General features: G+C 52.6%; 25 protein-coding genes. 16 read left to right on the forward strand and 9 right to left on the reverse strand.

All coding sequences use genetic code 11. The features are described from left to right. Nucleotides 1-147: 147 nt before the first annotated feature. Complete coding sequence (locus tag IP581_RS04930; RefSeq protein WP_017458841.1) at nucleotides 148-750, reverse strand: peroxiredoxin C; 603 nt, start codon at nucleotides 748-750, stop codon at nucleotides 148-150. Nucleotides 751-918: 168 nt separating this feature from the next. Continuing rightward, complete coding sequence (acpH, locus tag IP581_RS04935; RefSeq protein WP_097401401.1) at nucleotides 919-1500, reverse strand: ACP phosphodiesterase; 582 nt, start codon at nucleotides 1498-1500, stop codon at nucleotides 919-921. Nucleotides 1501-1592: 92 nt separating this feature from the next. On the opposite strand from acpH, the gene queA reads away from it, so the two are divergent. The 8 genes from queA (at nucleotide 1593) to IP581_RS04975 (ending at nucleotide 10633) form a co-directional block, all read left to right on the forward strand. Further along, on the forward strand, nucleotides 1593-2663 hold the full coding sequence (gene queA / locus IP581_RS04940) for a tRNA preQ1(34) S-adenosylmethionine ribosyltransferase-isomerase QueA (RefSeq protein ID WP_193821886.1): 1071 nt from the start codon (nucleotides 1593-1595) through the stop codon (nucleotides 2661-2663). A 51-nt stretch (nucleotides 2664-2714) separates the two neighbouring features. After that, a complete protein-coding gene (gene tgt, locus IP581_RS04945) occupies nucleotides 2715-3842 on the forward strand; it encodes a tRNA guanosine(34) transglycosylase Tgt (RefSeq protein WP_193821887.1) in 1128 nt (375 codons plus the stop codon). Between the two features lie 21 nt (nucleotides 3843-3863). Then, a complete protein-coding gene (gene yajC, locus IP581_RS04950; RefSeq protein ID WP_020456740.1) occupies nucleotides 3864-4196 on the forward strand; it encodes a preprotein translocase subunit YajC in 333 nt (110 codons plus the stop codon). Nucleotides 4197-4223: 27 nt separating this feature from the next. After that, a complete protein-coding gene (gene secD, locus IP581_RS04955; RefSeq protein ID WP_071925261.1) occupies nucleotides 4224-6071 on the forward strand; it encodes a protein translocase subunit SecD in 1848 nt (615 codons plus the stop codon). Nucleotides 6072-6081: 10 nt separating this feature from the next. Then, a complete protein-coding gene (gene secF / locus IP581_RS04960; RefSeq protein ID WP_086873233.1) occupies nucleotides 6082-7053 on the forward strand; it encodes a protein translocase subunit SecF in 972 nt (323 codons plus the stop codon). Between the two features lie 232 nt (nucleotides 7054-7285). After that, entirely contained in the window at nucleotides 7286-7918 is a 633-nt protein-coding gene (locus IP581_RS04965) for a response regulator (RefSeq protein ID WP_193821888.1), read from the forward strand. A gap of 16 nt (nucleotides 7919-7934) precedes the next feature. Next, the gene (locus tag IP581_RS04970) at nucleotides 7935-8642 is read left to right on the forward strand and encodes an Hpt domain-containing protein (protein WP_193821889.1); all 708 of its coding nucleotides are present in this window, start codon (nucleotides 7935-7937) and stop codon (nucleotides 8640-8642) included. Between the two features lie 83 nt (nucleotides 8643-8725). Beyond that, nucleotides 8726-10633 carry an ATP-binding protein gene (locus tag IP581_RS04975; RefSeq protein WP_228007816.1) on the forward strand — a complete coding sequence of 636 codons (1908 nt, stop codon included), beginning with the start codon at nucleotides 8726-8728 and terminating at the stop codon, nucleotides 10631-10633. 96 nt (nucleotides 10634-10729) lie between these two features. Here the strand turns inward: IP581_RS04975 and IP581_RS04980 are convergent, their stop codons facing one another. The 5 genes from IP581_RS04980 to IP581_RS05000 all read right to left on the reverse strand — a co-directional run bounded on the left by IP581_RS04980 (nucleotide 10730) and on the right by IP581_RS05000 (nucleotide 15873). Then, nucleotides 10730-11413: a LuxR C-terminal-related transcriptional regulator gene (locus tag IP581_RS04980; RefSeq protein ID WP_193821890.1), complete on the reverse strand. Its 684-nt coding sequence runs from the start codon at nucleotides 11411-11413 to the stop codon at nucleotides 10730-10732. A gap of 271 nt (nucleotides 11414-11684) precedes the next feature. Beyond that, complete coding sequence (locus IP581_RS04985; protein ID WP_193821891.1) at nucleotides 11685-12959, reverse strand: hypothetical protein; 1275 nt, start codon at nucleotides 12957-12959, stop codon at nucleotides 11685-11687. Beyond that, nucleotides 12956-13747, reverse strand: a complete 792-nt coding sequence (locus tag IP581_RS04990) for an outer membrane lipoprotein-sorting protein (protein WP_193821892.1) — start codon at nucleotides 13745-13747, stop codon at nucleotides 12956-12958. The genes IP581_RS04985 and IP581_RS04990 overlap by 4 nt, the downstream gene beginning before the upstream one ends. Before the next feature lie 35 nt (nucleotides 13748-13782). Then, nucleotides 13783-15180, reverse strand: coding sequence for an ABC transporter permease (locus IP581_RS04995; protein ID WP_193821893.1), 1398 nt, complete (start codon nucleotides 15178-15180; stop codon nucleotides 13783-13785). 9 nt (nucleotides 15181-15189) lie between these two features. Then, on the reverse strand, nucleotides 15190-15873 hold the full coding sequence (locus IP581_RS05000; RefSeq protein ID WP_086873240.1) for an ABC transporter ATP-binding protein: 684 nt from the start codon (nucleotides 15871-15873) through the stop codon (nucleotides 15190-15192). 247 nt (nucleotides 15874-16120) lie between these two features. Here IP581_RS05000 and IP581_RS05005 point away from each other — a divergent pair, with 247 nt between their 5' ends. Together IP581_RS05005 and IP581_RS05010 are read left to right on the forward strand one after the other, a co-directional pair. Continuing rightward, on the forward strand, nucleotides 16121-16486 hold the full coding sequence (locus IP581_RS05005; protein WP_097401409.1) for a VOC family protein: 366 nt from the start codon (nucleotides 16121-16123) through the stop codon (nucleotides 16484-16486). Between the two features lie 51 nt (nucleotides 16487-16537). Then, complete coding sequence (locus IP581_RS05010; RefSeq protein WP_097401410.1) at nucleotides 16538-17227, forward strand: helix-turn-helix transcriptional regulator; 690 nt, start codon at nucleotides 16538-16540, stop codon at nucleotides 17225-17227. A 42-nt stretch (nucleotides 17228-17269) separates the two neighbouring features. Here IP581_RS05010 and IP581_RS05015 read toward each other — a convergent pair whose 3' ends face one another. Both IP581_RS05015 and IP581_RS05020 read right to left on the reverse strand, forming a co-directional pair. Next, nucleotides 17270-18139 (reverse strand): nucleoside-specific channel-forming protein Tsx, encoded by an 870-nt coding sequence (locus IP581_RS05015; protein WP_086873242.1) that lies wholly within the window; start codon nucleotides 18137-18139, stop codon nucleotides 17270-17272. A gap of 293 nt (nucleotides 18140-18432) precedes the next feature. Then, nucleotides 18433-18975 (reverse strand): SadB/YajI family lipoprotein, encoded by a 543-nt coding sequence (locus IP581_RS05020; protein WP_193821894.1) that lies wholly within the window; start codon nucleotides 18973-18975, stop codon nucleotides 18433-18435. A gap of 153 nt (nucleotides 18976-19128) precedes the next feature. On the opposite strand from IP581_RS05020, the gene nrdR reads away from it, so the two are divergent. From nrdR to pgpA, 6 genes are all read left to right on the forward strand, one after another. Beyond that, nucleotides 19129-19578: a transcriptional regulator NrdR gene (gene nrdR / locus IP581_RS05025; RefSeq protein WP_017458860.1), complete on the forward strand. Its 450-nt coding sequence runs from the start codon at nucleotides 19129-19131 to the stop codon at nucleotides 19576-19578. A 2-nt stretch (nucleotides 19579-19580) separates the two neighbouring features. Beyond that, on the forward strand, nucleotides 19581-20684 hold the full coding sequence (gene ribD, locus IP581_RS05030) for a bifunctional diaminohydroxyphosphoribosylaminopyrimidine deaminase/5-amino-6-(5-phosphoribosylamino)uracil reductase RibD (protein ID WP_193821895.1): 1104 nt from the start codon (nucleotides 19581-19583) through the stop codon (nucleotides 20682-20684). 89 nt (nucleotides 20685-20773) lie between these two features. Beyond that, a complete protein-coding gene (gene ribH, locus IP581_RS05035) occupies nucleotides 20774-21244 on the forward strand; it encodes a 6,7-dimethyl-8-ribityllumazine synthase (protein WP_097401414.1) in 471 nt (156 codons plus the stop codon). A 19-nt stretch (nucleotides 21245-21263) separates the two neighbouring features. Continuing rightward, on the forward strand, nucleotides 21264-21683 hold the full coding sequence (gene nusB, locus IP581_RS05040; protein ID WP_017458863.1) for a transcription antitermination factor NusB: 420 nt from the start codon (nucleotides 21264-21266) through the stop codon (nucleotides 21681-21683). 75 nt (nucleotides 21684-21758) lie between these two features. Next, on the forward strand, nucleotides 21759-22736 hold the full coding sequence (gene thiL / locus IP581_RS05045; RefSeq protein ID WP_193821896.1) for a thiamine-phosphate kinase: 978 nt from the start codon (nucleotides 21759-21761) through the stop codon (nucleotides 22734-22736). Next, nucleotides 22714-23229: a phosphatidylglycerophosphatase A gene (gene pgpA / locus IP581_RS05050; RefSeq protein WP_193821897.1), complete on the forward strand. Its 516-nt coding sequence runs from the start codon at nucleotides 22714-22716 to the stop codon at nucleotides 23227-23229. Before thiL ends, pgpA begins: the two co-directional genes overlap by 23 nt. Nucleotides 23230-23235 lie beyond the last annotated feature (6 nt).

Genomic DNA, 23235 nt, shown 5'->3' on the forward strand with positions numbered 1-23235 from the left:
CCGGCAAGCCGCGGCGGCTCGTGGTGTTAGTTCGTCATCTAAAAACAATGCGGTCGATCCAGACTTGTTGATGGCGACGCATACTGATGTTGGTTTGAATTAGCCATAAAAAAGGCCCGCAGTGCGGGCCTTTATCAATGCAGCCAATTACAGGCTGGAGACGTTTTCGCTCAGGTATTTTGCCACGCCGTCCGGAGAGGCGTTCATCCCTTCTTTGCCTTTTTCCCACTGCGCCGGGCACACTTCGCCGTGCTCTTCGTGGAACTGCAGCGCGTCAACCATGCGCAGCATTTCATCGATGTTACGGCCCAGCGGCAGGTCATTGACGACCTGGTGGCGCACGATGCCGTTTTTGTCGATCAGGAAAGAACCACGCAGGGCAACGCCCGCGTCCGGGTGCTCGATGCCGTAAGCCTGCTGAATTTCACGTTTGATATCAGCGACCATCGCGTATTTCACCGCGCCGATGCCGCCTTTCTCAACCGGCGTGTTACGCCATGCGTTGTGAACAAACTCGGAGTCGAAAGAGACGCCAACCACTTCCACACCGCGGCTTTTGAACTCTTCGTAACGTTTGTCGAACGCGATCAGTTCAGACGGGCAAACGAAGGTGAAGTCCATCGGCCAGAAGAACAGCACGGTCGCTTTACCGTTGGTGTGCTGTTTGAAGTTGAAGTTTTCAACAATTTCACCGCTGCCCAGAACGGCTGCGGCAGTAAAATCCGGTGCCTGACGAGTAACCAGTACCATATGTACTCCTGTGATTTACAAGGTTAATAGAACGCAACGCGGGCCAGTATAGGGAGAGGGGTAGGGTAGCTCAAAGCGCCATTGACAATCGCTGGTATAGGTTTTATCTATCGATTGTTTCTGCAATAACGCTTTCCAACATAGCGCAACGCGCCGTCAGTGCAAGAATTAAAGCTGCTGATCTTTGGCCTGCGCCATCATACGCGGATAGAATTCCCAGAATTGCGACTCCAGCGCGGCGTAGTTGGCGTCCAGATCCTGCCAGGAGTCACGCAGTGCGTCCAGCCGCGGGCGACGGTTGGCCATGCCGTTAAGCACATTCTGGATAAAGGCCATCTCGCGGTAGCGCTCCAGCCAGCGCTCAGACCAAAGGTAATTGTTCAAATTAATAAATCGTGGTGGAGAGTCGGGCAGGATGGTCGCCACCTGCGCATGGGCATAGTGAACAAAATCATTCAGCGGGAAATCCGGCGAGATTTGCGCCCAGTGTCGCGAAAGGAAATGATCCCACATCACATCCAGGGTTATCGGCGCGACCCTCCGGGTTTGCGGGCGGAACCACTCGCGGGCGGTTTTCACTTCCGGCAAGTTGTCGGTCATCACATCAATACGGCGATGCATATGAATTCCTTCGACAATATCCGCCGGATAGAGGCTTTCCGGGTTGCCGCGAACAAAATCCGCCAGCAGGTTGCCGGGCAATGAGCTTTCGGCAAGATGGGCTAAGTGCAGGTGTGCTAAAAAATTCATGCTTATTGTTTGTCCAAAAGCGGCTAACGGTTGCAGCGAAGGGGCGTGGGCACTAGACTACCCGCCTCTTAAATATGTATCGAGTTAGTGTCATGCGCGTTGCCGATTTTTCCTTTGAATTGCCTGAATCCCTGATTGCCCACTATCCGCAGCCTGAGCGCAGCAGTTGCCGCTTACTGTCGCTGGATGGCCCAACAGGCGCGCTGACGCACGGTACTTTCACCGATTTGCTCGATAAGCTCAACCCCGGCGATCTGCTGGTGTTCAATAACACCCGCGTGATCCCGGCGCGCCTGTTCGGCCGTAAAGCCAGCGGCGGCAAGATTGAAGTGCTGGTTGAGCGTATGCTCGACGATAAGCGTATTCTGGCACATATTCGCGCTTCCAAAGCGCCAAAGCCGGGCGCGGAACTGCTACTGGGCGACGCGGAAGATATTCAGGCGACGATGGTGGCGCGCCACGATGCGTTGTTTGAAGTGGAATTCCACGACGAACGCCCGGTGCTGGATATTCTTAACGCAATCGGCCATATGCCGCTGCCGCCCTATATTGACCGCCCGGATGAAGAGGCGGACCGCGAGCTTTACCAGACCGTCTACAGCCAGAAGCCTGGCGCGGTTGCCGCGCCGACGGCGGGCCTGCATTTTGATGAGCCACTGCTTGAGCGTCTGCGTATTAAAGGCATTGAGATGGCGTTTGTGACGCTGCATGTGGGGGCGGGAACTTTCCAGCCGGTGCGCGTAGACAGCATTGAAGACCACATTATGCATTCCGAGTACGCCGAAGTACCGCAGGAGGTTGTTGACGCGGTACTGGCGGCAAAAGCGCGCGGCAACCGGGTTGTCGCCGTAGGTACCACGTCCGTGCGTTCGCTGGAAAGCGCCGCGCAGGCAGCCAAAAAAGATCTCATTGAGCCGTTTTTCGGTGATACGCAAATTTTCATTTATCCGGGTTATCAGTACCGGGTGATTGATGCGCTGGTCACCAACTTCCACCTGCCGGAATCGACGCTGATCATGCTGGTTTCTGCCTTCGCCGGATACCAGAACACCATGAATGCGTACCGCGCCGCAGTTGCGGAGAAATATCGCTTTTTTAGTTACGGGGATGCGATGTTTATCACGTACAATCCGCAAGCCATTTTTGAACGCGTCGGGGAATAGGTCCGCGGCGCTGGTTTTAAACGTCAGACTGTCTTTCTGGCTGGAGAAGAAATGAAATTTGAACTGGATACCACTGACGGACGCGCCCGCCGCGGTCGTCTGGTGTTTGATCGCGGCGTGGTTGAAACGCCAGCGTTTATGCCTGTGGGCACTTACGGCACCGTAAAAGGGATGACGCCGGAAGAAGTTGAAGCCACCGGCGCGCAGATTATCCTCGGCAACACCTTCCACCTGTGGCTGCGTCCGGGTCAGGAGATCATGAAGCTGCACGGCGATCTGCACGACTTTATGCAGTGGAAAGGCCCTATCCTCACCGATTCCGGCGGTTTCCAGGTGTTCAGCCTTGGCGACATCCGCAAGATCACCGAAGCGGGCGTGCACTTCCGTAATCCGATCAACGGCGATCCTATTTTCCTCGATCCCGAAAAATCGATGGAGATTCAGTACGATCTCGGCTCCGATATCGTGATGATCTTTGACGAATGTACGCCGTATCCGGCGGACTGGGATTACGCAAAGCGCTCGATGGAGATGTCTCTGCGCTGGGCGAAACGCAGCCGTGAGCGTTTTGATGGGCTGGATAACAAAAACGCGCTGTTCGGTATTATTCAGGGCAGCGTTTACGAAGATTTACGCGATATCTCGGTCAAAGGTCTGGTAGAGATTGGCTTTGATGGCTACGCTGTCGGCGGTCTGGCTGTGGGCGAACCGAAAGAAGATATGCACCGCATTCTGGAGCATGTCTGCCCGCAAATCCCCGCAGACAAACCACGATACCTGATGGGCGTCGGTAAACCAGAAGATCTGGTTGAAGGCGTGCGACGCGGCATTGATATGTTCGACTGCGTAATGCCGACGCGCAACGCCCGTAATGGTCACCTTTTTGTGACCAATGGCGTGGTGAAAATCCGTAACGCGAAATATAAAAGCGATACTGGCCCGCTTGATAGCGAGTGTGATTGTTATACCTGTCGCAATTACTCTCTTGCTTACTTGCATCATCTCGACCGTTGCAACGAAATATTGGGCGCGCGTCTCAATACCATTCATAACCTGCGGTATTATCAGCGTTTAATGGCTGGTTTACGCAAGGCTATCGAAGAGGGTAAATTAGAGAGCTTCGTCGCGGATTTTTACCAGCGTCAGGGGCGGTCTGTACCACCTTTGAACGTTGATTAATTTAATAATGAGGGAATTTGAATGAGCTTTTTTATTTCTGATGCGGTAGCAGCAGCAGGCGCACCGGCAGCCCAAAGCCAGTGGACGTTGATTCCGATGCTGGTGGTGTTCGGTCTGATTTTTTACTTCATGATCCTGCGCCCGCAACAAAAACGCACAAAAGAGCATAAAAAGCTGATGGACTCCATCGCCAAAGGTGATGAAGTGCTGACCAACGGTGGTCTGATCGGCCGCGTGACCAAAGTAGCAGACACTGGCTACATTGCAATCGCCCTGAACGACACCACCGAAGTGGTAATCAAACGTGACTTCGTAGCTGCCGTTCTGCCGAAAGGCACGATGAAGGCGCTGTAATCTATTGTTTTCCCAAAGGGAACTGCCGTGTTAAACCGTTATCCTTTGTGGAAGTACATTATGCTGGTCGTCGTTATTATCGTCGGCCTGCTTTACGCACTTCCCAACCTGTATGGTGAGGATCCGGCTGTTCAGATCACTGGCGTGCGCGGCGTCGCCGCCAGTGAGCAAACGCTGATCCAGGTCCAGAACGATCTACAAAAAGAAAAAATCAACGCGAAGTCTGTGGCACTGGAAGAGGGCGCGATTCTTGCTCGCTTCGATTCTACTGATACGCAGCTGCGCGCCCGCGAAGTGCTGGTTAGCGCGTTAGGCGATCAGTACGTTGTCGCGCTTAACCTTGCTCCGGCAACACCACGCTGGTTGACCGCCATTAAAGCTGAACCGATGAAACTCGGCCTTGATCTGCGCGGCGGTGTGCACTTCCTGATGGAAGTGGATATGCAAACAGCGCTCAGTAAACTGCAGGAACAAAACATGGACAGCCTGCGCAGCGATCTGCGCGATAAAGGCATTCCTTACACCACAGTGCGTAAGGAAGATAACTATGGCCTGAGCATTCAGTTCCGCGACAGCGCGGCGCGCGATCAGGCGAATGCTTACCTGACAGCCCGCCACCGCGATCTTGTTATCTCCAATCAGGGCGACAACGTACTGCGCGCCGTGATGAGCGATGCGCGTCTGAGCGAAGCCCGCGAATATGCTGTTCAGCAGAACATCAATATCCTGCGTAACCGTGTAAACCAACTGGGCGTGGCTGAGCCGCTGGTACAACGCCAGGGCGCTGATCGTATCGTGGTTGAGCTGCCGGGTATTCAGGATACGGCGCGTGCGAAAGAGATTCTGGGCGCTACCGCGACGCTGGAATTCCGCCTCGTTAACAGCAGTGTGGATGCTTCCGCCGCCGCTGCTGGCCGCGTACCGGGTGACTCCGAAGTGAAACAAACGCGCGAAGGTCAGCCCGTTGTGCTGTACAAACGTGTGATCCTGACCGGTGACCATATCACCGACTCCACTTCCAGCCAGGATGAGTACAACCAACCGCAGGTGAACATTTCGCTGGATAGTGCGGGTGGCAACATCATGTCTAACTTCACCAAGGACAATATCGGTAAGCCGATGGCGACCTTGTTTGTGGAGTACAAAGACAGCGGTAAAAAAGATGCCAACGGACGTGCGGTGCTGGTGAAACAGGAAGAGGTGATTAACATTGCCAACATCCAGTCTCGCCTGGGTAATAGCTTCCGTATTACCGGTATCAGCAACCCGAACGAAGCGCGTCAGCTTTCTTTGCTGCTGCGTGCTGGTGCGCTGATTGCGCCGATTCAGATTGTTGAAGAACGTACTATCGGCCCAACACTCGGTTCGCAGAACATCACCCAGGGCCTGGAAGCATGTCTGGCAGGTCTGGTGGTTTCCATTATCTTTATGATCTTCTTCTATAAGAAGTTTGGTCTGATTGCCACGTCTGCGCTGATTGCCAACCTGGTGTTAATTGTCGGCATTATGTCGTTGTTGCCTGGTGCAACGCTGACAATGCCGGGGATTGCCGGGATCGTGCTTACCCTTGCGGTCGCGGTGGACGCCAACGTTCTGATAAACGAACGTATTAAAGAAGAGCTTAGCAATGGCCGTTCGGTGCAGCAGGCAATTCACGAAGGTTATCAGGGCGCGTTTTCGTCCATTTTCGATGCGAACGTCACCACGTTGATCAAAGTACTTATTCTTTACGCAGTCGGTACTGGTTCAATTAAAGGGTTTGCGATCACTACCGGTATCGGTGTGGCGACCTCTATGTTCACCGCCATTGTCGGCACCCGTGCCATCGTCAACCTGTTGTACGGCGGCAAACGCATTAACAAGCTGTCTATCTGAGGAGTGCGTTGTGGCACAGGATTATACTGTTGAACAATTGAACCACGGCCGTAAAGTCTGGGACTTTATGCGTTGGGACAACTGGGCTTTTATTATTTCCGGCGGGCTGCTGATCCTCTCCATCGTTGTGATGGGGGTTCGCGGCTTTAACTGGGGCCTGGATTTTACCGGTGGTACGGTTATCGAAATCTCGCTGGAAAAACCAGCGGATATGGATTTGATGCGTGACGCGCTGGAGAAAGCGGGCTTCCAGGAGCCGCTGTTGCAAAACTTCGGTAGCAGCCGCGATATTATGGTACGTATGCCGCCTGCTCAGGGCGAAACCGGTGGTCAGGTGCTGGGAAGTAAAGTCGTTAGCGTGATTAACGAAGCGACCAGCCAGAACGCAGCCGTGAAACGTATTGAGTTTGTCGGTCCGAGCGTGGGCGCTGACCTGGCGCAAACGGGTGGGATGGCGCTGCTGGTTGCGTTGATTAGCATTCTGGTTTATGTCGGTTTCCGCTTCGAGTGGCGTCTGGCGGCGGGCGTGGTTATCGCGCTGGCGCACGACGTTATTATCACGATGGGCGTACTCTCGCTGTTCCAGATTGAGATTGACCTGACCATCGTAGCGTCGCTGATGTCGGTAATTGGTTACTCGCTTAACGACAGCATCGTGGTATCTGACCGTATTCGTGAGAACTTCCGCAAGATCCGCCGCGGTACGCCATACGAGATCTTTAACATCTCTCTGACGCAAACATTGCACCGTACGTTGATCACGTCCGGTACGACGTTAGTCGTGATTTTGATGCTTTATCTCTTTGGCGGCGCGATGCTGAAGGGCTTCTCGCTGACCATGCTTATCGGTGTTTCCATCGGTACGGCGTCGTCTATCTATGTCGCGTCTGCTCTGGCGCTGAAAATGGGGATGAAGCGCGAGCATTTACTGCAGCAGAAGGTGGAAAAAGAAGGGGCGGACCAACCGTCTATTCTGCCGTAACCATTCGTTGTACAGAACAAACCGCAGCCACGTGCTGCGGTTTTTTTATCTATAGTATTTTTTCTATTTATAATAAAAGCACGTATATTTATTAATCATATCAATTCCGCTTTATTATTTTTATAAAATGCGAGCCTCTTTCCTTTATTAAATATTCATTCTGCATTGCCATTTTTTTTTGTTAAAGTGCGGGAACTCGTAATGATATGGTTGTAACCAGAGATTTGTAAGCGTGTTGAAACCTAAAAAAGTGTTGATTGCTGATGATCACCCTATTTATTTGATGGGGATGAGAACGTTGCTCGCACCACTTTCCGCGCAATACCTCATCATTGATGAAGCCATGACCACCGATGAAGTCGTGGCGAAGCTGGAGCAACACGCAATCGATATTCTGATAACCGATCTCAGCATGCCCGGAGAGCGGTACAACGATGGTCTGGCGCTCATTCAATTATTAAAAAGACGCTGGCCAGATTTACTGATAATCGTTGTTTCTATGATCAATAATCCCGGTATTCAACATTCATTACTCCGTCTCGGAGTACACTCGGTATTAAATAAAGCCAGTTTGTCGACAAGACTATTACAGACATTGCAAGCGCTCACCTGGCCTGCTATTTCCCCGAAAACAAACACGCTGCAAGAAGAGGCTGCAGCGCAACTCGAAGTGAAGCTGACGCCAAAAGAGAATGAGGTGCTGCGCCTGTTATTGCGCGGTATGACGGTGAACGATATCAGTACCCGGCTTAGCAGGACGAAACAAACTGTCAGCGCACAGAAAAAAAGTGCCATGCGTAAATTGGGTGTCACCTCCGAGTACGAGCTCTATCAATACCTGCAACAAATTGGATTAACAAGTTAATGACATGGAGTTGGTTATGCATGGAATGCAGACACTACTTGCGACGTACAGTGCGGAACAACAGTTGCGCTTTTGCAGTGATTTACATATCGCGACTGTCAATATAAGCGATGCGCAGGATGCGCTTTCCCGTCATTCCTGGGACGCGTTACTGGTCGATTTACGCGAGAATGCAAATTCAGGTATTGCTTTCGTTGAGAAACTTCTCACTGCGGAATTGGCAGGAGAAGTAACCTTACCGCCGTTATTATTGGCCTGCATAGATGAAGAACAGGCAGAAACAGAATCCATGCTGCGTCTGAAAGGCTTCGATCATGTTTTGTACTTTCCTTTATCTAAAGAGCGCTTACGCTGCTCTTTTCTATCAAGGGATATGGAAAAACCGGAGTTGCGTGAATTACATCTTCTGGCAAATCATCAGCAGCCGATAATTGATGCCATGGTGTCTAAACTTTTGCAGACGCTAGCCGCCGATATTCAACAACTCGACAGCATCGCAAGGGCTGGAACACATCTTCAGATCGCGAATCTTGCCCACCGAATGAAATCTTCCTGGTATCTTTTGGGAATGCGCCGGGCGATACGGAGCTGCATTGTGATGGAACGGTTGCCGCAGCTGATTGATGAGGGAGTAATAAACGAGGGAAATATTTCAACAATGCGTCAGCGTTTTATTTCGCTCATCTTTAAAGATTATAAGCAACTGGTTTTTCTGTTCGGTTGATTTACTGTGAGTATGCCCGGTTTGGAATAGAAATAGTATTTTTACCTGTTGCATTGATCAGCAATTAAAACCTGGGAAAGAGAATGCGTTCTTTTATTTTTCACCGTATTAAGTGGTGCGTTTTTTTATTATCGCTACTCTTCACTTGCTGCCTCGCGGCTAATGCTCGTCCGGCGAATATCGTTTTTCATACAGCCGATATTTCTGGCGGTGGAGCAGCAGAAAAGCAAAAAGTGCAAGAAGTGCAAGTCGTCCATCCTATCGGATCGGCAGTCGTGAACACGTTTCCGGTGAATAAAGCTGGATTTGACGCGCAAAAGAGCGTGTTTTGGCAGGGAGGGCGCCGTCATATCAAGGTCATTAGTCTGGTGATGTTGGCGATAGTTATCATCTCGATGATGTGGATCATTTCACTCAGACGCCAGGTCAACCAGCGCATACGCATGCAACAGCGGCTCAAAGAGCAACTCTCCTGCATGAGCAATATGATGTTTTCCGTCCCCTGGCCGGTCGCGGTGCGTAATTTGCGCGGGGAGCTTGTCAGTTGCAATATCCGCTATCTGGAAGAGATGAACGTCACGCGCGAAGAGGTGTACGGGAAAACTGTCGATGTTTTGCCTTTGCCGGATTTCATGCTCCGTGAGATTCATCGCGACTATCAACGGGTGATCACCACTGGTGTCCCGCACATGCATGACAGGTTGCTGACGTTTAATCACTCTGCACAATCACGCACCGTTTTCTACTGGATCATTCCTTTTCATGGGAGCGATGGCAGAAACAATGGTGTTTTAAGTGGCTGGATAGACATGACTGAGCGGCAGGAATTCATTCAGCAATTGAATGAGGCGAGGGATGAAGCCGTAGCGGCAAATCGGGCGAAGACGAATTTTCTCTCGGTGATGAGCCATGAAATTCGCACGCCGTTAAACGCGATCCTTGGCATTCTGGAACTGCAAATCAAACAGAATGTGCTGGCGCAGCAGCCACAGCCAATGCTGGAGGTTGCGCACGATGCCGCAAAAAATTTACTCGCTGTCGTGGGGGATATTCTGGATATTTCACGGATTGAATCGGGCCGTATGGCAATCGCGCCACGTAAAGAGGAGCTGATTGCGTTAACACGCTCTGTGGCACTGTTATTCAAAGAGGCGACCGATCAAAAACAGCTAGCTATTAATATGCATGTAGAAGGTGGCGATCGGTGTCTGCTAAAAATTGACCCTCATCGCTATAAACAGATCCTTTCTAACCTGTTAAGTAATGCGGTTAAATTTACTCGCGAAGGTTCAATAGACATCATTCTAAAACATGAACCAGTAGTTGAGGGGATGATTGCGGTTTCACTGACAGTCAAAGATACCGGTATTGGAATTACACCCGAAGACCAAAAAAGGCTTTTTAACCCCTTCACCCAGTTGGATGCCGATAAAGACGCTTCGCGGCTCGGCTCAGGGCTTGGGCTGTTTATCTGCCGTACACTATGCGAACTGATGAAAGGCGAATTAACGCTGGAAAGTACCCCCGGTGAAGGCACCGCTGTTCATGTGCGTTTGCGTCTGCCTGCTGTAGCGGTAAATCCTGCTGAGCATGCGTCGACTGCACCAGTAAGGCGCTCATCTTCCGGCGTAAAACGGGTGCTCATTGTTGATGATTATCCGCCGAACCTTATGCTGTTGCGTCATCAACTTGAATTTCTCGGTCATCAGGTCAGCGAAGCAACGAATGGAGAAGAAGCGCTCACCCTTTGGCTTATGACCCGCAATTACGATTACATTCTGATTGATTGCAACATGCCGGTGATGGACGGTTTCACGCTTGCAAAGCTGATACGCGCGGAAGAGCAGCGTTCAGGAGAGAGGCGTGCAACCCTGTTGGGGTTCACCGCCATTGCGCAAGCCGAGGTCGTTGAACAGTGCATCGCGGCAGGAATGGATGGCTGTTTATTCAAGCCTTGCAGCCAGGAAGTTATCAATAAATGGATTAAATAACCGGTGATAATTTTTAAACTCTACAAAAAGGCCTGAGTTGGAAAATACAGAGGCCTTTTTATTTGTCATGTAATAAATTAAAAGCGGAGCAGCGATTCACATGGCGATATCAAACATCCGCGTCTGAAATAATAAGCAATAAAGCTGGCAATCCGTTCGCACATTGAGTTTTCCCATGGCGCGGAGTTTATGTGCGCTGACCGTTTTAATACTGATATTCATGCGCTTGGAAATCGTTGTTAACGAAAGCCCGCGGCATAATAAGCGTAAAACTTCACTTTCGCGCGTTGATAATTCCTGCGGCCTCAGCGCATCGCGGCAGAAAAGTGAATCCATTAACCCTCGCTCAATATAGACTTCGTCCATCAGCACTGTCGTAATGGCCCGCCAGAGCGTACGTTCGCTGGTGTTACGGCTTATATAGCCCTTGGCACCCGCCTCCAGCGCAATACGAATAAGATTCGTATTGTTATAAGGAGATAAAACGATGGTTTTTGTATGGGGGTAACGGCTTGAAATCCATTTCACCAGCGCCACGCCATCCAGTTCCGACACAGGGTTACCGGTTTTAATGGTATGCAGGCCATAACCAAGAAAGAGAAGATCCACTTTTTTACTGGCGAGAATATCAAGAAGTTCTGTTTGCTCATTGGTATCGCCGATAACGTCAATATCAAGTTTATCAGTATTAAGATTGCTGTTTTTTAGTGAGTTAATCATCGAGGCCATTCCCCGACGTATAATTGCATGCTCATCCACAATTAAAATATTAATGGACATAGATTAACCTCCTAAACCTGCCTGAGGAATGTAAGCGGGATAGAGAAGATACGATGTTCTATTCCTGTTTTCTATCTGACCAGTAAGAAAAATGACCATTATATTTAATCCCGGTTTATAAGATGTGAGAGATAAACTGTCAGCGTCATTTGCATGGCTGTTATATTTCCCAAACGGATGAATTGCCGTTCAATACCTGCTGTGGTGATGAATCGTTATTCGTATTCCCATTGTGGGCAGAGAGGATGATGCTCCGGCAATATCGTACGATTTAAAAATAGTAATCCACAGAGAGTTGCCAGCGCCTGTCTGGCTGCACGTTATAGGTCTTTTTCACCTCAGCGCGGTAGATTTTTTGCCACTGAAGGGCAATATCCACCGAATTCAGGTGACGCCTTAGCTCCACAAATCCCATATTTTTCTGGCGCTGCAAATCCCGCTGCCAAATCAGATTGAAATCATACTGGTCAGCGATGTCTTTCCAGTACGCCTGCAACAGCGCACCACGGCGTGGTGTCAGCCCGTCCTGTACTTGCTGCGCTGTGCTGTCTGCGGGAGCGGCGGCGATCTGTGCAGCGATATACGGTGGCGCGGTACGAAGTGCGGAGATGGCCTTTTGGCTGTCAGCACTGCCGTCATAGTGGCCCTCCAGGCGCAGGGTTAAATGGTTCTCGCCAGTCCAGGTTAAACCCACTGCTGCACGATTACGCCACGCCATATCCCACTGGCTTTCGGGCAGCGCTTCCTGCCAGTTGAAGGGCTGGCGTCCTCCCGCCCATTCAGCATAGACCAGCGTGGAGCGCGACAGCACCCGCGAAAGATTTACGCCCAACTGAGGGGAGCGGTGTTCTTCCTGTAGCAGCAATAACTGAGGGTTAAGGTTTTCGGCAAAGCGATAGCTTCCCGCCAGCAAGACGCGTTCACGGGGGTTACTGGCATTCCAGTCAAGGCTGGCGCTGTTCTGCCGCCGACGGGCACTGATTTTGGGCGACCAGATCACCGTTGCAGACGCCTTGTCCCAAAATTTTTGCAACCGGATCATGGCATTGCCCAGACGGTTGCTGCGCAAGGACTCCGGATCGGCCGATATAGCTGAACGCACAGTACCGCGACCAAGAAAGTCGGTAGGGTTGTAGCCCAGCGCAACACCATAACGGGTGTTAATGCGCCCGACATCGATGGAGGCCTGGGACGTCAGCACATAGCTAAGCCAGGCTTCACGCAAGGTATTGATGTTGCGGTTTTGAGTGAGACGGTGAGAGAAACGGCTGTCGAAGCGGTTCGAAAGGACAACCCGCCAGTTGCGTAGCAGGTTTTTGTCCCAGCGCATATCCAGTGATACGCGTTGCTCTTTGGCGCTGTTTTCGTTCAGGCTGCTGGCTATTTCGAGCAGTGCACTCATCGCCTTGTTTTCCACGGTGGTAAACTCGGTTTTGTCCGCCAGTTCAAGCGCCGCCAGAGTGCTATCCTGCTGTGCGCTGGCAGAAGCGTTGCACAGCGCGCCGAGTGCGATGAACCAGCTTACGCGCGCGCGCGTAGCCTTCATTGCTCTGTATCCTTAAAGTGCGCCAGATAATCGCGCTGTAGCCACGCTTCCGGGACATCCCGCCAGGCAAAGTTCTGCTGGCGCAGAACGGTAACAAGCTGGGCGTTAACGCCATCAATAATCACCGCCTCGGTGGGACGCACACCGCCCAGCGCGGGTTCGTAGCGACGATACCAGGTCGTTTTCAGCAGGTTGCCATTAACGGCATAAAACTCCGCTTTACGGCTTTTGAAATCGTTTTTATCGACCCAAAGATCCATTGAAGGGTACGGCGCGTCCGGATTGGTTGCGACCAAATGGAGGTGGTAGCAGTCGCGCATTTGCTTTTCGCCGTCCTGGATCTGTTCTTCTGCCAGCAGGCTTGCCTTGTAATCCTCGGCCCAGTTTGCCGTTACGACATCGCCGTTAGACGCTTGCCCCAACAGGCGCTGTTGCGGGGAAATCGGCACACTCGCCTGGCTCGCCGGATCATAAAGCCAGAGATCGCGGCCGCTTTTCAGCGTCAATTTACCCGCATCGCGTTGCGGGCTGATAAAGCGCAGCAGGCTGCGGAATTGACCGCCATTCGGCGATGCGCGCGAATAAAGCACCAGTTTGCTGGTGTCGTTCTGCTTGCCGTTTTTATAACTGATAAGCGTGGTGACCAGGCTAAAGGAGCGATCCGGGTTACGCACCTCGTCGCTTTTTTTCAGGATCTGTTGCGCATCAAGCGCGGCACTTGCTGGCATCGCGGCCAACAAGAGCCACACCAGGCACAATGGCGCTAGTGGTTTCTTTTGCAATTGCATTACGTTCTTCCTTGTTAACAGATGAAAGGCAGGGATCAGATATGGCGCAGCGCCTCGACGATAGAGACATTCGCCGCGCGTCGTGCAGGCCACCACGATGAGATCACGGTTATCAGCAACAACACGCCGACCACACTGCTCATCATTGCCCACTCGCCCCACACGCTGATGTGGATCCTGATTGGCACAGTCACTCCGGGAGGCTGCCAGGTAAGCCCGGCGTGATTGATCAGATAGGCCAGTAATAAAGAGACGATTACCCCGATAATTGAGCCAAATAGCCCCAGTAGCGAGCCTTCGCTGAGGAACAAGCGCTGGATATCACGCCGTTTCTGCCCGACAGCCCGCAGTGTGCCAATCTCCACCGTGCGCTCCATTACCGCCATTCCCATGGTGTTACTGACGGTGAATAGCGCGATGGCGAGGATAAGAACCAGCATGAAATTGAGCATGTTGCCGAACATTTTCAGTACCTGGTTATACAACGGCTGTAGCTCGGTGAAGTCGTATACTGCCAGGGGATAATCGGCGAGTTCGCTGGCAAAAAGCTGCTGGAGACGCGCTCGCGCTGCCGCCATTTGTGAGGTGCTGTGCAGTTGCAGAATGATAGCCGTCGCGCCTGGCGGCTCCTGACCAAATAGCAGTTGTTGCGCCTGGTGCAGATGGATGCCGACGAAGCTATCGTCTAGCTCGCGAGCGGGTTGCGGCTGAATGCCTTCTACTTTAACGCGCACAATATTCGGCGCGCCGTTACCGGATGCCGCCAGCAGTTCAATGTAATTGTCGCTATCCGCAGTGTGTGCCTGTCGCGCTTGCTGCGACAGTTGCAGAAGATCGTCTGGGAGATCGGCGGCGTGGTTCTCTTTTGCCGGAGGAGCACTGCAAGGCTGGCTTTTTGCGAGATCGCATAATTGCAGCAAACGCGCCAGACCGCCGCCAATAAATGCCGAATCTGCTGCGGCACCAGAATATATCTGGCGGTTTTGCAGGAAATCACCGAGGTGGTATTCGTCCCATTTGTTCAACTGTACTTTACCTGCGGCTTCACTGCCGTAAATCAGTGCCGGACGTGACGTACCGACCGCATAATGCCCGGCGATGCCCGTCAGCATGAGCACCGGTGTGCTGACGGTGAGCATTGGTTGCAGCACCGGATCGCGGGCAATGGTATTCATCACTTTCTGGTAATGGCGGATACTGTATTGCGCCGGGTTTCCCGTGCCGTGCAGTAAATAATCGCGATGCTGAATTTGCAGATGACCGGTGCTACGCACAAATGTCGTTTGCAAACTGTATTTGATCGAGTGGTTATAACCGCCAAACAACAGAATACCGACGGCACCAACCACAATTGCACAGAGCGTTGATAAGGTACGGCGACGGTTGCGCAGCAGGTTGCGCAGCGCGTGTTTCAGCGTTTTTAGTCTCAGCATGTTCTCTCCTTATCGATCGCTCGCGCCGTTCACACTGCCATCGTGGACGACATACAGATCATCGGCCTCGGCAATCACCTGCGGATCGTGGGAAGAGAACACCACCGTAACGGCATGCTCCCGCTGTAAACGCCGTAACAGCTGTAAAATGGATTTGCCGGTTTTGCTGTCGAGGTTCGCCGTGGGTTCGTCGGCCACCACCAGCATTGGGCGGTGAATGAGCGCGCGGGCGATAGCGACGCGCTGACGCTGGCCGCCAGAGAGCTGGTTCGGTAATGAATCGGCTTTATCGCCAAGTCCGACGCTCTCAAGCATGTCGTTGACTGCCTGCTTGCGCCAGGCCGCCGTTCGACGCTGAGCGAGAAGCGGAATTTCCACGTTTTCGCGCGCGGTCAGCACCGGGATAAGATTGAAATTCTGGAAGATAAATCCAAGATTACGGGCGCGAAAAGCGCTGCACTGGTCGTCGTTGAGGCTGTTCATTTCGCGATCGGCAATCACCAGACGACCACTATCAGGAGTATCGATGCCGCCGATTAAATTCAGGAGTGTCGTTTTGCCACTGCCGGACTGACCGGATAATACGGTAAACCGTTTTGCCGCAATGTTGAGCGTCACCTCTTTTAATGCGTCAACACGAACCTGTCCTAATAAATAACTTTTACTGACGCCCTGCATTTCAACTGCCCACATTGTTCCCTGTTCCTTAGCGTGAAATTCCTGTTTGTGTCGGCTACCCATTACGGCAGGGGGCGGATTCTATAGATATCATTTTGCTTTGAATATATAGCCTGCTCATTAATGGTTTGGTTAATTATGTTTTTCGGATAATTATCGCGGCGGAAGGGAAAATAGTAAGACGATCCCTACTGACAATATGCTGTCAGGAGCCTTCATGCAGACTCGCTGTGTTGACTTTTTTAACGCAGAGGAACAGAGCATGAACACATTAGTGAATTGGTTTGAATTGCCGGTACAGCAGTTGGATCGTGCGGTAGCGTTTTATGAGCATGTCTTAGGCGGCCAGTTTCGCCATGAGACTGTAGCCGGTATTGAGATGGCGGTTTTTCCGCATGTAAAACCCGCCACCGGCGGCGCGCTGGTAAAAGGGGCAATGTTCCAGCCGGCAAGCGGTGGTACAGTGGTTTACCTGGCGACGGCAAACCTTGCGGCTGCGCTGGAACGCGTGCGTGAAAAGGGCGGTGAGTGTTGTTTTGGCCCGGAAGTATTGCCGCAGGACATTGGTACTATTGCCCTGATTCTTGACAGTGAGGGTAACCGGGTTGGATTGCATCAACCTGCATGAACCACTGATGCCCGTGCTGCATGCGCGGGCTTTTCTTCATCCGGATAAGTTATGAGCCGTCGTGCTGATCGATTGTTTCAGATAGTTCAGGTTCTGCGTACCCGACGTCGCGTGACGGCGGCGCTACTGGCTGAGCGGCTGGAGGTTTCTGAACGCACCATCTACCGTGACATTCGCGACTTGTCGCTCTCCGGCGTACCGATTCAGGGCGAAGCGGGCAGCGGTTACCGCTTATTGCCCGGTTTCGATTTGCCGCCGTTAATGTTTACGGGTCTTGAGGTTGAAGCATTGATCGCCGCTATCGGCATGTTGCAAACATGGAGCGGCGATACGCTGGCACAAGCTGCCGGTTCGGCGCAGGAAAAACTGTTGGCGGTGCTGCCTTACGACAAACGCATTACGGCTGAACGCAACCGCATCGTTTCACCCAATTTTGATAAATATCCCCAGGTGCGCGTCTGGTTTGATGTGATGCACCAGGCGATGCGGCTGCATCAGGAGCTGCATCTGCATTATAAAGACGACAAAGGAAAAGCCTCGGAGCGGGTGATCCATCCATTAGGGCTGTCGTTTATGGGCAGCGTGTGGGTATTGGTGTCGTGGTGTACGTTGCGCGATGACTATCGTTGTTTTCGTCTCGATCGCTGCACGTCGGTCGCTTTTACAGGCAAGACATTTACGGAACGCGCGGACAGATCAATGCAGGATTTTGTTAACCTGCAGAAAGCGCGCTGGCAATAAAAAAGCCGACCATCGGGTCGGCTTTTATGCGAGGCGGCGGGATTAGAAGTTGTAACCAACCACCAGGTAACCACCCCAACCGGTAGAACGTACATAGCTATCGCCCAGGGCTGCATCATCTTTGAACTGACCGCCATTGTGCCAGTAACGCGCAACCACAGAGTAGTGCCAGTGATCGTAGCCCAGCGAAAGAATATGGCTGGAAGCAATCGAGTTGTTGGTGCGGAACTGCTCGCCGTTAACATAGTAGCGGCTGTCGCCCAGTTTTGAACCCCAGTCAAAGTTGGTAAAGCCGATGTAGCTCAGTTGACCGCCCCACAGGCTGGTGATTGGCACGAAATATTTAACTTTAAAGCGGTAGCCGTCCCATTCGTTCTGGTTTTCGGCACCGTAGTTCTGCCACTGGTATTTCGCATAGACGTTCAGGGAGAGGCTCATCGGCAAGCCGGTGTCGATGTCGGTACCCAGACCCATGTACCAGGTGCTCTGACGACCAGATTCGTTGCGACCCATGTCGTAGATGTAGTTGTTAGCGAAGTACCACTCTTTGAACGGACCGAAACTCAGATCGGTTCCCGTCAGTTTATCAATAGAGAAACGCGGCTCGATTTCCATAAACAGCGGCGAACCGTGGTTCCAGATCCCCTTCGCACCGGTGTTACCGCCGAAGAAGACCGGCGCATCCAGGTAGCCGTAGAAATCAAACCAATCTTTCTTGGCGAACGCTTCATATTCCAGATAAGTATCGTTACGCGGAACAGGTCCGAAACGGGTGTGGTAGCTGCCCACCACGTTTACGCTCTGGTGCCACCAGTCGGAAACGTATTCAGGTTTGCTGTTATCCGCTGCGTTAGCAGTAAAAGAAGCGGAAAGCGCCAGAGCAGCACCGGCTGCGAGAATTGTTTTTTTCATCATTACGCCACTGATTGAGATCCCAGACGGGAGTGAAAGAAAGCACGCATGGAGTTTCTAAATGTTTCATATTTCTGCGCGCCTATTATAAGTATCCGCGTTCACAAAAATATGTGTTGTTTCACATTATTGACACACGCGTAATCGATTGCGTTCACGTTTGCGTGCAATAAACGACGGCGATTGTACTGGCATTTATCGATATTGCAAATTGGTGAATGTGATGAAGAGATGACAAAAAAGAAGAAAATGCATGACAGAAGGTAAGAAAGGGCGACAGCGTCGCCCTGATGTTACTGCAAATTGGTGGGCTGTATATCGTGAATGCGGACAAAGCCTAACTGCTCTGGTGTGATGCCGTTAAGTTGCAACGGGATGTCCACATCGCTCGGCGCCAGTGTGCTGGCCGGTGCGTTAATCAGCTGGTTTTGTACGTTCACTTCCTGGTAGTTCTCGGTAGTGCCCTGAATCTGGCCCCATTCAACGGTGCCGCTAAAAGCCGGTAACGGATCGTTGGATTCGCCCTGGATTCGCAACACGACGCGGGTTCCCGCCGCATTCGGCACGATATTTTGCAACGACATACGCAGCATACCGATTTGGCTATTCAACCGGGCGGGCGTGTTGGCACCCGGCAGCAGGTAAACGCCGCTGCCGGATTTGGCATTCAGCGTATTCTGCTGGGTGATTTTCACCGTCTCTTTGTTTAGCTTGCTCATTTCATTATTGAGCGTGCTGACACTTTGATGAAGCTGGCGAACTTCGCTTTGCTGGGCGCAGGCACTGAGGGCAAAAAGGCTTCCCAGTAACAGGGTTCTTAGGTAACGTCTTGTCATTGTGTCTGTTTCCTTGGATAGGATCTTCTCTGTAATGGTAGATCGCAACGGCCTCGTTGCCATCGATCCATTGTCTCAAAAACGGTCTGCCTTTGTTGTCATGCCAGTTCAGGGTAAAATAGATTTCAGTTAACTCTAACGTCAGGACGCCGTATGCATTGCCCATTCTGTTTCGCCGTGGATACCAAAGTTATCGATTCTCGCCTGGTGGGTGAAGGTTCATCCGTTCGCCGTCGCCGGCAGTGCCTGGTCTGCAATGAGCGTTTCACCACGTTTGAAGTGGCGGAGCTTGTGATGCCACGCGTCGTGAAAAGCAATGATGTGCGTGAACCGTTCAATGAAGAGAAGCTGCGTCGTGGCATGTTAAAGGCGCTCGAAAAGCGTCCGGTCAGCGCAGATGACGTAGAAATGGCGCTGAACCATATTAAATCGCAACTTCGCGCAACCGGTGAACGGGAAGTGCCGAGTAAGATGATTGGCAATTTGGTGATGGAGCAGCTGAAAAAGCTCGATAAAGTGGCCTATGTCCGCTTTGCCTCTGTTTACCGTAGCTTTGAAGATATTCGCGAATTTGGCGAAGAGATCGCACGTCTACAGGACTAATCATGCACGACGAAATGTACATGGCGCGGGCGCTGAAACTGGCGCAGCGCGGGCGTTTTACGACTCACCCGAATCCGCGTGTCGGCTGCGTAATTGTCAACGATGGCGAAATTGTCGGCGAAGGTTTTCATTACCGTGCTGGCGAACCGCACGCGGAAGTACATGCATTGCGCATGGCGGGCGAACGGGCTCGCGGCGCAACAGCGTACGTTACGCTCGAACCGTGCAGCCATCACGGGCGGACGCCGCCATGCTGTGAAGCGTTGATTAATGCTGGCGTCGCGCGCGTGGTCGCCGCGATGCAGGATCCTAATCCACAGGTTGCCGGGCGCGGTTTGTATCGCTTGCAGCAGGAAGGTATCGAAGTCAGCCACGGCTTAATGATGAGTGAGGCTGAAGCGTTAAATAAAGGCTTTCTCAAACGCATGCGCACCGGGTTCCCTTACGTGCAGCTTAAGCTCGGCGCGTCGCTTGATGGCCGTACCGCAATGGCCAGCGGCGAAAGCCAGTGGATCACCTCACCGCAGGCGCGACGTGATGTGCAACTGCTACGCGCGCAGAGCCACGCGATCCTGACCAGCAGTGAAACGGTGCTGGCGGACGATCCGGCACTGACCGTGCGTTGGACCGAGTTAAATGCGGATACGCAGGCTCTTTACCCGCAGGAAAATTTGCGTCAACCGGTACGCATTGTTGTCGACAGCCAGAACCGGGTGACACCTCAGCATCAGTTAGTTGGCCTGCCGGGAGAAACCTGGTTTGCCCGCACGCGCGCCGATGAGCGCCAGTGGCCTGAAAATGTGCGTGAAATTATCGTACCGGAACATAATGGCCATGCCGATCTGGTCACGCTGATGATGCTGCTCGGCAAACAGCAGATCAACAGTGTGTGGGTCGAAGCGGGCGCACACCTTGCCGGAGCATTGCTGCAGGCCGGTCTGGTGGATGAGCTGATTGTCTATCTGGCGCCTACACTGTTAGGCAGCGATGCGCATGGTCTGTGTGTGCTGCCGGGATTATCCGCCCTTGCGGATGCACCACACTTTAAATTCAATGAGATACGTCAGGTTGGCCCGGATGTCTGCCTGCATCTCACTCATGCGTGATGCCTGCTGTAAAAGGGAAGCAGCGCGTAAAATATTATGCTAAAATCCGCCCCCCTGCGGGGGCCGAACTGAACCTGTGAAGGAAGTGTATGAACATTATTGAAGCCAACGTTGCTGCTCCGGACGCTCGCGTCGCCATCACTATTGCCCGTTTCAACAACTTCATCAACGACAGCCTGCTGGAAGGCGCGATTGATGCGCTGAAACGCATCGGCCAGGTGAAAGATGACAACATCACCGTCGTGTGGGTGCCTGGCGCTTACGAACTGCCGCTGGCGGCAGGTGCGCTGGCAAAAACCGGTAAATATGACGCGGTGATTGCGCTTGGTACCGTGATCCGCGGTGGTACCGCACACTTTGAATATGTTGCCGGTGGTGCAAGCAATGGCCTGGCGCATGTTGCGCAGGACAGCGAAATCCCGGTGGCTTTCGGCGTGCTGACCACTGAAAGTATTGAACAAGCCATCGAACGCGCTGGCACCAAAGCCGGTAACAAAGGTGCGGAAGCCGCACTGACCGCGCTTGAAATGATTAATGTATTGAAAGCCATCAAGGCCTGATTTTTGTAAGGGGAATTCCGTGAAACCTGCTGCTCGTCGCCGCGCCCGTGAGTGTGCCGTCCAGGCGCTTTACTCCTGGCAGTTGTCCCAGAACGACATCTCTGATGTTGAGTACCAGTTTCTGGCAGAGCAAGACGTTAAAGATGTTGACGTCCTGTACTTCCGTGAACTGTTGACCGGGGTGGCGACTAATAGCGCATATCTCGATGGCTTAATGAAGCCGTACCTGTCCCGCCTGCTTGAAGAGCTGGGTCAGGTCGAGAAAGCGGTATTGCGTATCGCGCTGTTCGAACTGTCCAAACGTGATGATGTGCCGTACAAAGTGGCGATCAACGAGGCTATCGAACTGGCAAAAACCTTTGGCGCTGAAGACAGCCACAAGTTTGTTAACGGCGTGCTGGATAAAGCCGCACCTGCGATCCGCCCCCACAAGAAGTGATCCGCAAGCCGGAGTCTGGCGCTGCACTTTGCGCGTCGGTTCCGGCTTTTTCTTTTTTCTACAGAGGCATAACGTATGGCATGCGGCGAATTTTCCCTGATTGCCCGTTATTTTGACCGCGTACGAAACTCCCGTCGCGATGTAGAAACTGGCATCGGCGACGACTGCGCACTACTCAATGTTGCCGAAAAACAGACGCTGGCGATAAGCGTCGATACGCTGGTGGCGGGCAACCATTTTCTGCCGGATATCGATCCGGCCGATCTGGCGTACAAAGCGATGGCGTCTAATCTCAGTGATTTGGCGGCAATGGGCGCCGATCCGGCATGGTTAACGCTTGCCTTAACGCTGCCCGAGGCGGATGAAGCCTGGCTGCAAGCCTTTAGCGATAGTCTGTTTGAGCAGCTCAACTACTACGATATGCAATTGATTGGCGGCGATACCACGCGCGGACCGCTGTCGATGACCATCGGCATTCATGGTTATGTTCCGGTGGGGCGGGCGATGAAACGTTCTGGCGCGAAGCCAGGAGACTGGATTTACGTCACCGGTACGCCGGGTGACAGCGCTGCCGGGCTGGCGATTTTGCAACAGCGTTTAGCCGTTAACGATAGCGCTGATGCGCAGTATTTGCTCCAGCGCCACCTGCGTCCAACGCCGCGCGTATTGCAGGGGCAGGCGCTGCGTAATCTCGCAAGTTCGGCGATTGATCTCTCCGATGGCCTGATTTCTGACCTGGCGCATGTGCTGAAAGCCAGCAGTTGCGGCGCGCGTATCGATCTGGATGCGTTGCCGTTTTCTAACGCTGTTCGCCGACATGTCATGCCGGATCAGGCTCTGCGCTGGGCGCTTTCCGGCGGCGAAGATTACGAATTGTGCTTTACCGTGCCGGAGCTGAACCGCGGTGCGCTGGATGTCGCGATTGGTCAGTTGGGCGCGCCTTTTACCTGTATCGGGCAGATCAGTGCAGATATTGAAGGGCTGCATTTCACCCGCGACGGCAAAGCCGTGACGCTTGACTGGAAAGGATATGACCACTTTGCTGCGCACTAAAGATGTGGCGAAAAGCCGTCTTAATTTACGCAACCCCTGGCATCTGCTGGCTACTGGCTTTGGTAGCGGTTTAAGCCCAATCGTGCCGGGAACAATGGGCTCGCTGGCGTCGATTCCCTTCTGGTGGGCAATGACCTTTTTGCCCTGGCAGCTCTACTCGCTGCTGGTGATGTTGGGTATTTCGCTTGGCGTTTACCTTTGCCACCAGACGGCAAAAGACATGGGCGTGCACGATCACGGCAGTATTGTCTGGGATGAGTTCATCGGCATGTGGATAACGCTGATGGCGCTGCCGACCACGGACTGGCAGTGGGTCGCTGTGGGGTTTGTGCTGTTCCGTATTCTGGATATGTGGAAGCCGTGGCCGATCCGCTGGTTTGATCGCAACGTGCATGGCGGAATGGGGATCATGGTCGATGATATTGTCGCCGGGATCATCGCCGCCGGGCTGCTCTATCTGATTGGCCATCACTGGCCGCTCGGGCTTATCTGACGTTTC

The organism is Kosakonia pseudosacchari (assembly GCF_015167415.1).
Taxonomy (GTDB): domain Bacteria; phylum Pseudomonadota; class Gammaproteobacteria; order Enterobacterales; family Enterobacteriaceae; genus Kosakonia; species Kosakonia pseudosacchari.

Excerpts from the sequence above, each read along its gene's own strand:
- IP581_RS05005 (WP_097401409.1), top strand. The coding sequence starts at position 16,121 with ATGAACACATTAGTGAATTGGTTTGAATTGCCGGTACAGCAGTTGGAT.
- tgt (WP_193821887.1), top strand. The coding sequence starts at position 2,715 with ATGAAATTTGAACTGGATACCACTGACGGACGCGCCCGCCGCGGTCGT.
- ribD (WP_193821895.1), top strand. The coding sequence starts at position 19,581 with ATGCACGACGAAATGTACATGGCGCGGGCGCTGAAACTGGCGCAGCGC.
- IP581_RS04975 (WP_228007816.1), top strand. The coding sequence starts at position 8,726 with ATGCGTTCTTTTATTTTTCACCGTATTAAGTGGTGCGTTTTTTTATTA.
- IP581_RS04970 (WP_193821889.1), top strand. The coding sequence starts at position 7,935 with ATGCATGGAATGCAGACACTACTTGCGACGTACAGTGCGGAACAACAG.
- pgpA (WP_193821897.1), top strand. The coding sequence starts at position 22,714 with ATGACCACTTTGCTGCGCACTAAAGATGTGGCGAAAAGCCGTCTTAAT.
- IP581_RS05020 (WP_193821894.1), bottom strand. The coding sequence starts at position 18,975 with ATGACAAGACGTTACCTAAGAACCCTGTTACTGGGAAGCCTTTTTGCC.
- IP581_RS04995 (WP_193821893.1), bottom strand. The coding sequence starts at position 15,180 with ATGCTGAGACTAAAAACGCTGAAACACGCGCTGCGCAACCTGCTGCGC.
- IP581_RS05015 (WP_086873242.1), bottom strand. The coding sequence starts at position 18,139 with ATGAAAAAAACAATTCTCGCAGCCGGTGCTGCTCTGGCGCTTTCCGCT.
- thiL (WP_193821896.1), top strand. The coding sequence starts at position 21,759 with ATGGCATGCGGCGAATTTTCCCTGATTGCCCGTTATTTTGACCGCGTA.
- nrdR (WP_017458860.1), top strand. The coding sequence starts at position 19,129 with ATGCATTGCCCATTCTGTTTCGCCGTGGATACCAAAGTTATCGATTCT.
- IP581_RS04985 (WP_193821891.1), bottom strand. The coding sequence starts at position 12,959 with ATGAAGGCTACGCGCGCGCGCGTAAGCTGGTTCATCGCACTCGGCGCG.
- yajC (WP_020456740.1), top strand. The coding sequence starts at position 3,864 with ATGAGCTTTTTTATTTCTGATGCGGTAGCAGCAGCAGGCGCACCGGCA.
- queA (WP_193821886.1), top strand. The coding sequence starts at position 1,593 with ATGCGCGTTGCCGATTTTTCCTTTGAATTGCCTGAATCCCTGATTGCC.
- IP581_RS05000 (WP_086873240.1), bottom strand. The coding sequence starts at position 15,873 with ATGTGGGCAGTTGAAATGCAGGGCGTCAGTAAAAGTTATTTATTAGGA.
- acpH (WP_097401401.1), bottom strand. The coding sequence starts at position 1,500 with ATGAATTTTTTAGCACACCTGCACTTAGCCCATCTTGCCGAAAGCTCA.
- ribH (WP_097401414.1), top strand. The coding sequence starts at position 20,774 with ATGAACATTATTGAAGCCAACGTTGCTGCTCCGGACGCTCGCGTCGCC.
- IP581_RS04990 (WP_193821892.1), bottom strand. The coding sequence starts at position 13,747 with ATGCAATTGCAAAAGAAACCACTAGCGCCATTGTGCCTGGTGTGGCTC.
- IP581_RS04930 (WP_017458841.1), bottom strand. The coding sequence starts at position 750 with ATGGTACTGGTTACTCGTCAGGCACCGGATTTTACTGCCGCAGCCGTT.
- IP581_RS04980 (WP_193821890.1), bottom strand. The coding sequence starts at position 11,413 with ATGTCCATTAATATTTTAATTGTGGATGAGCATGCAATTATACGTCGG.
- IP581_RS05010 (WP_097401410.1), top strand. The coding sequence starts at position 16,538 with ATGAGCCGTCGTGCTGATCGATTGTTTCAGATAGTTCAGGTTCTGCGT.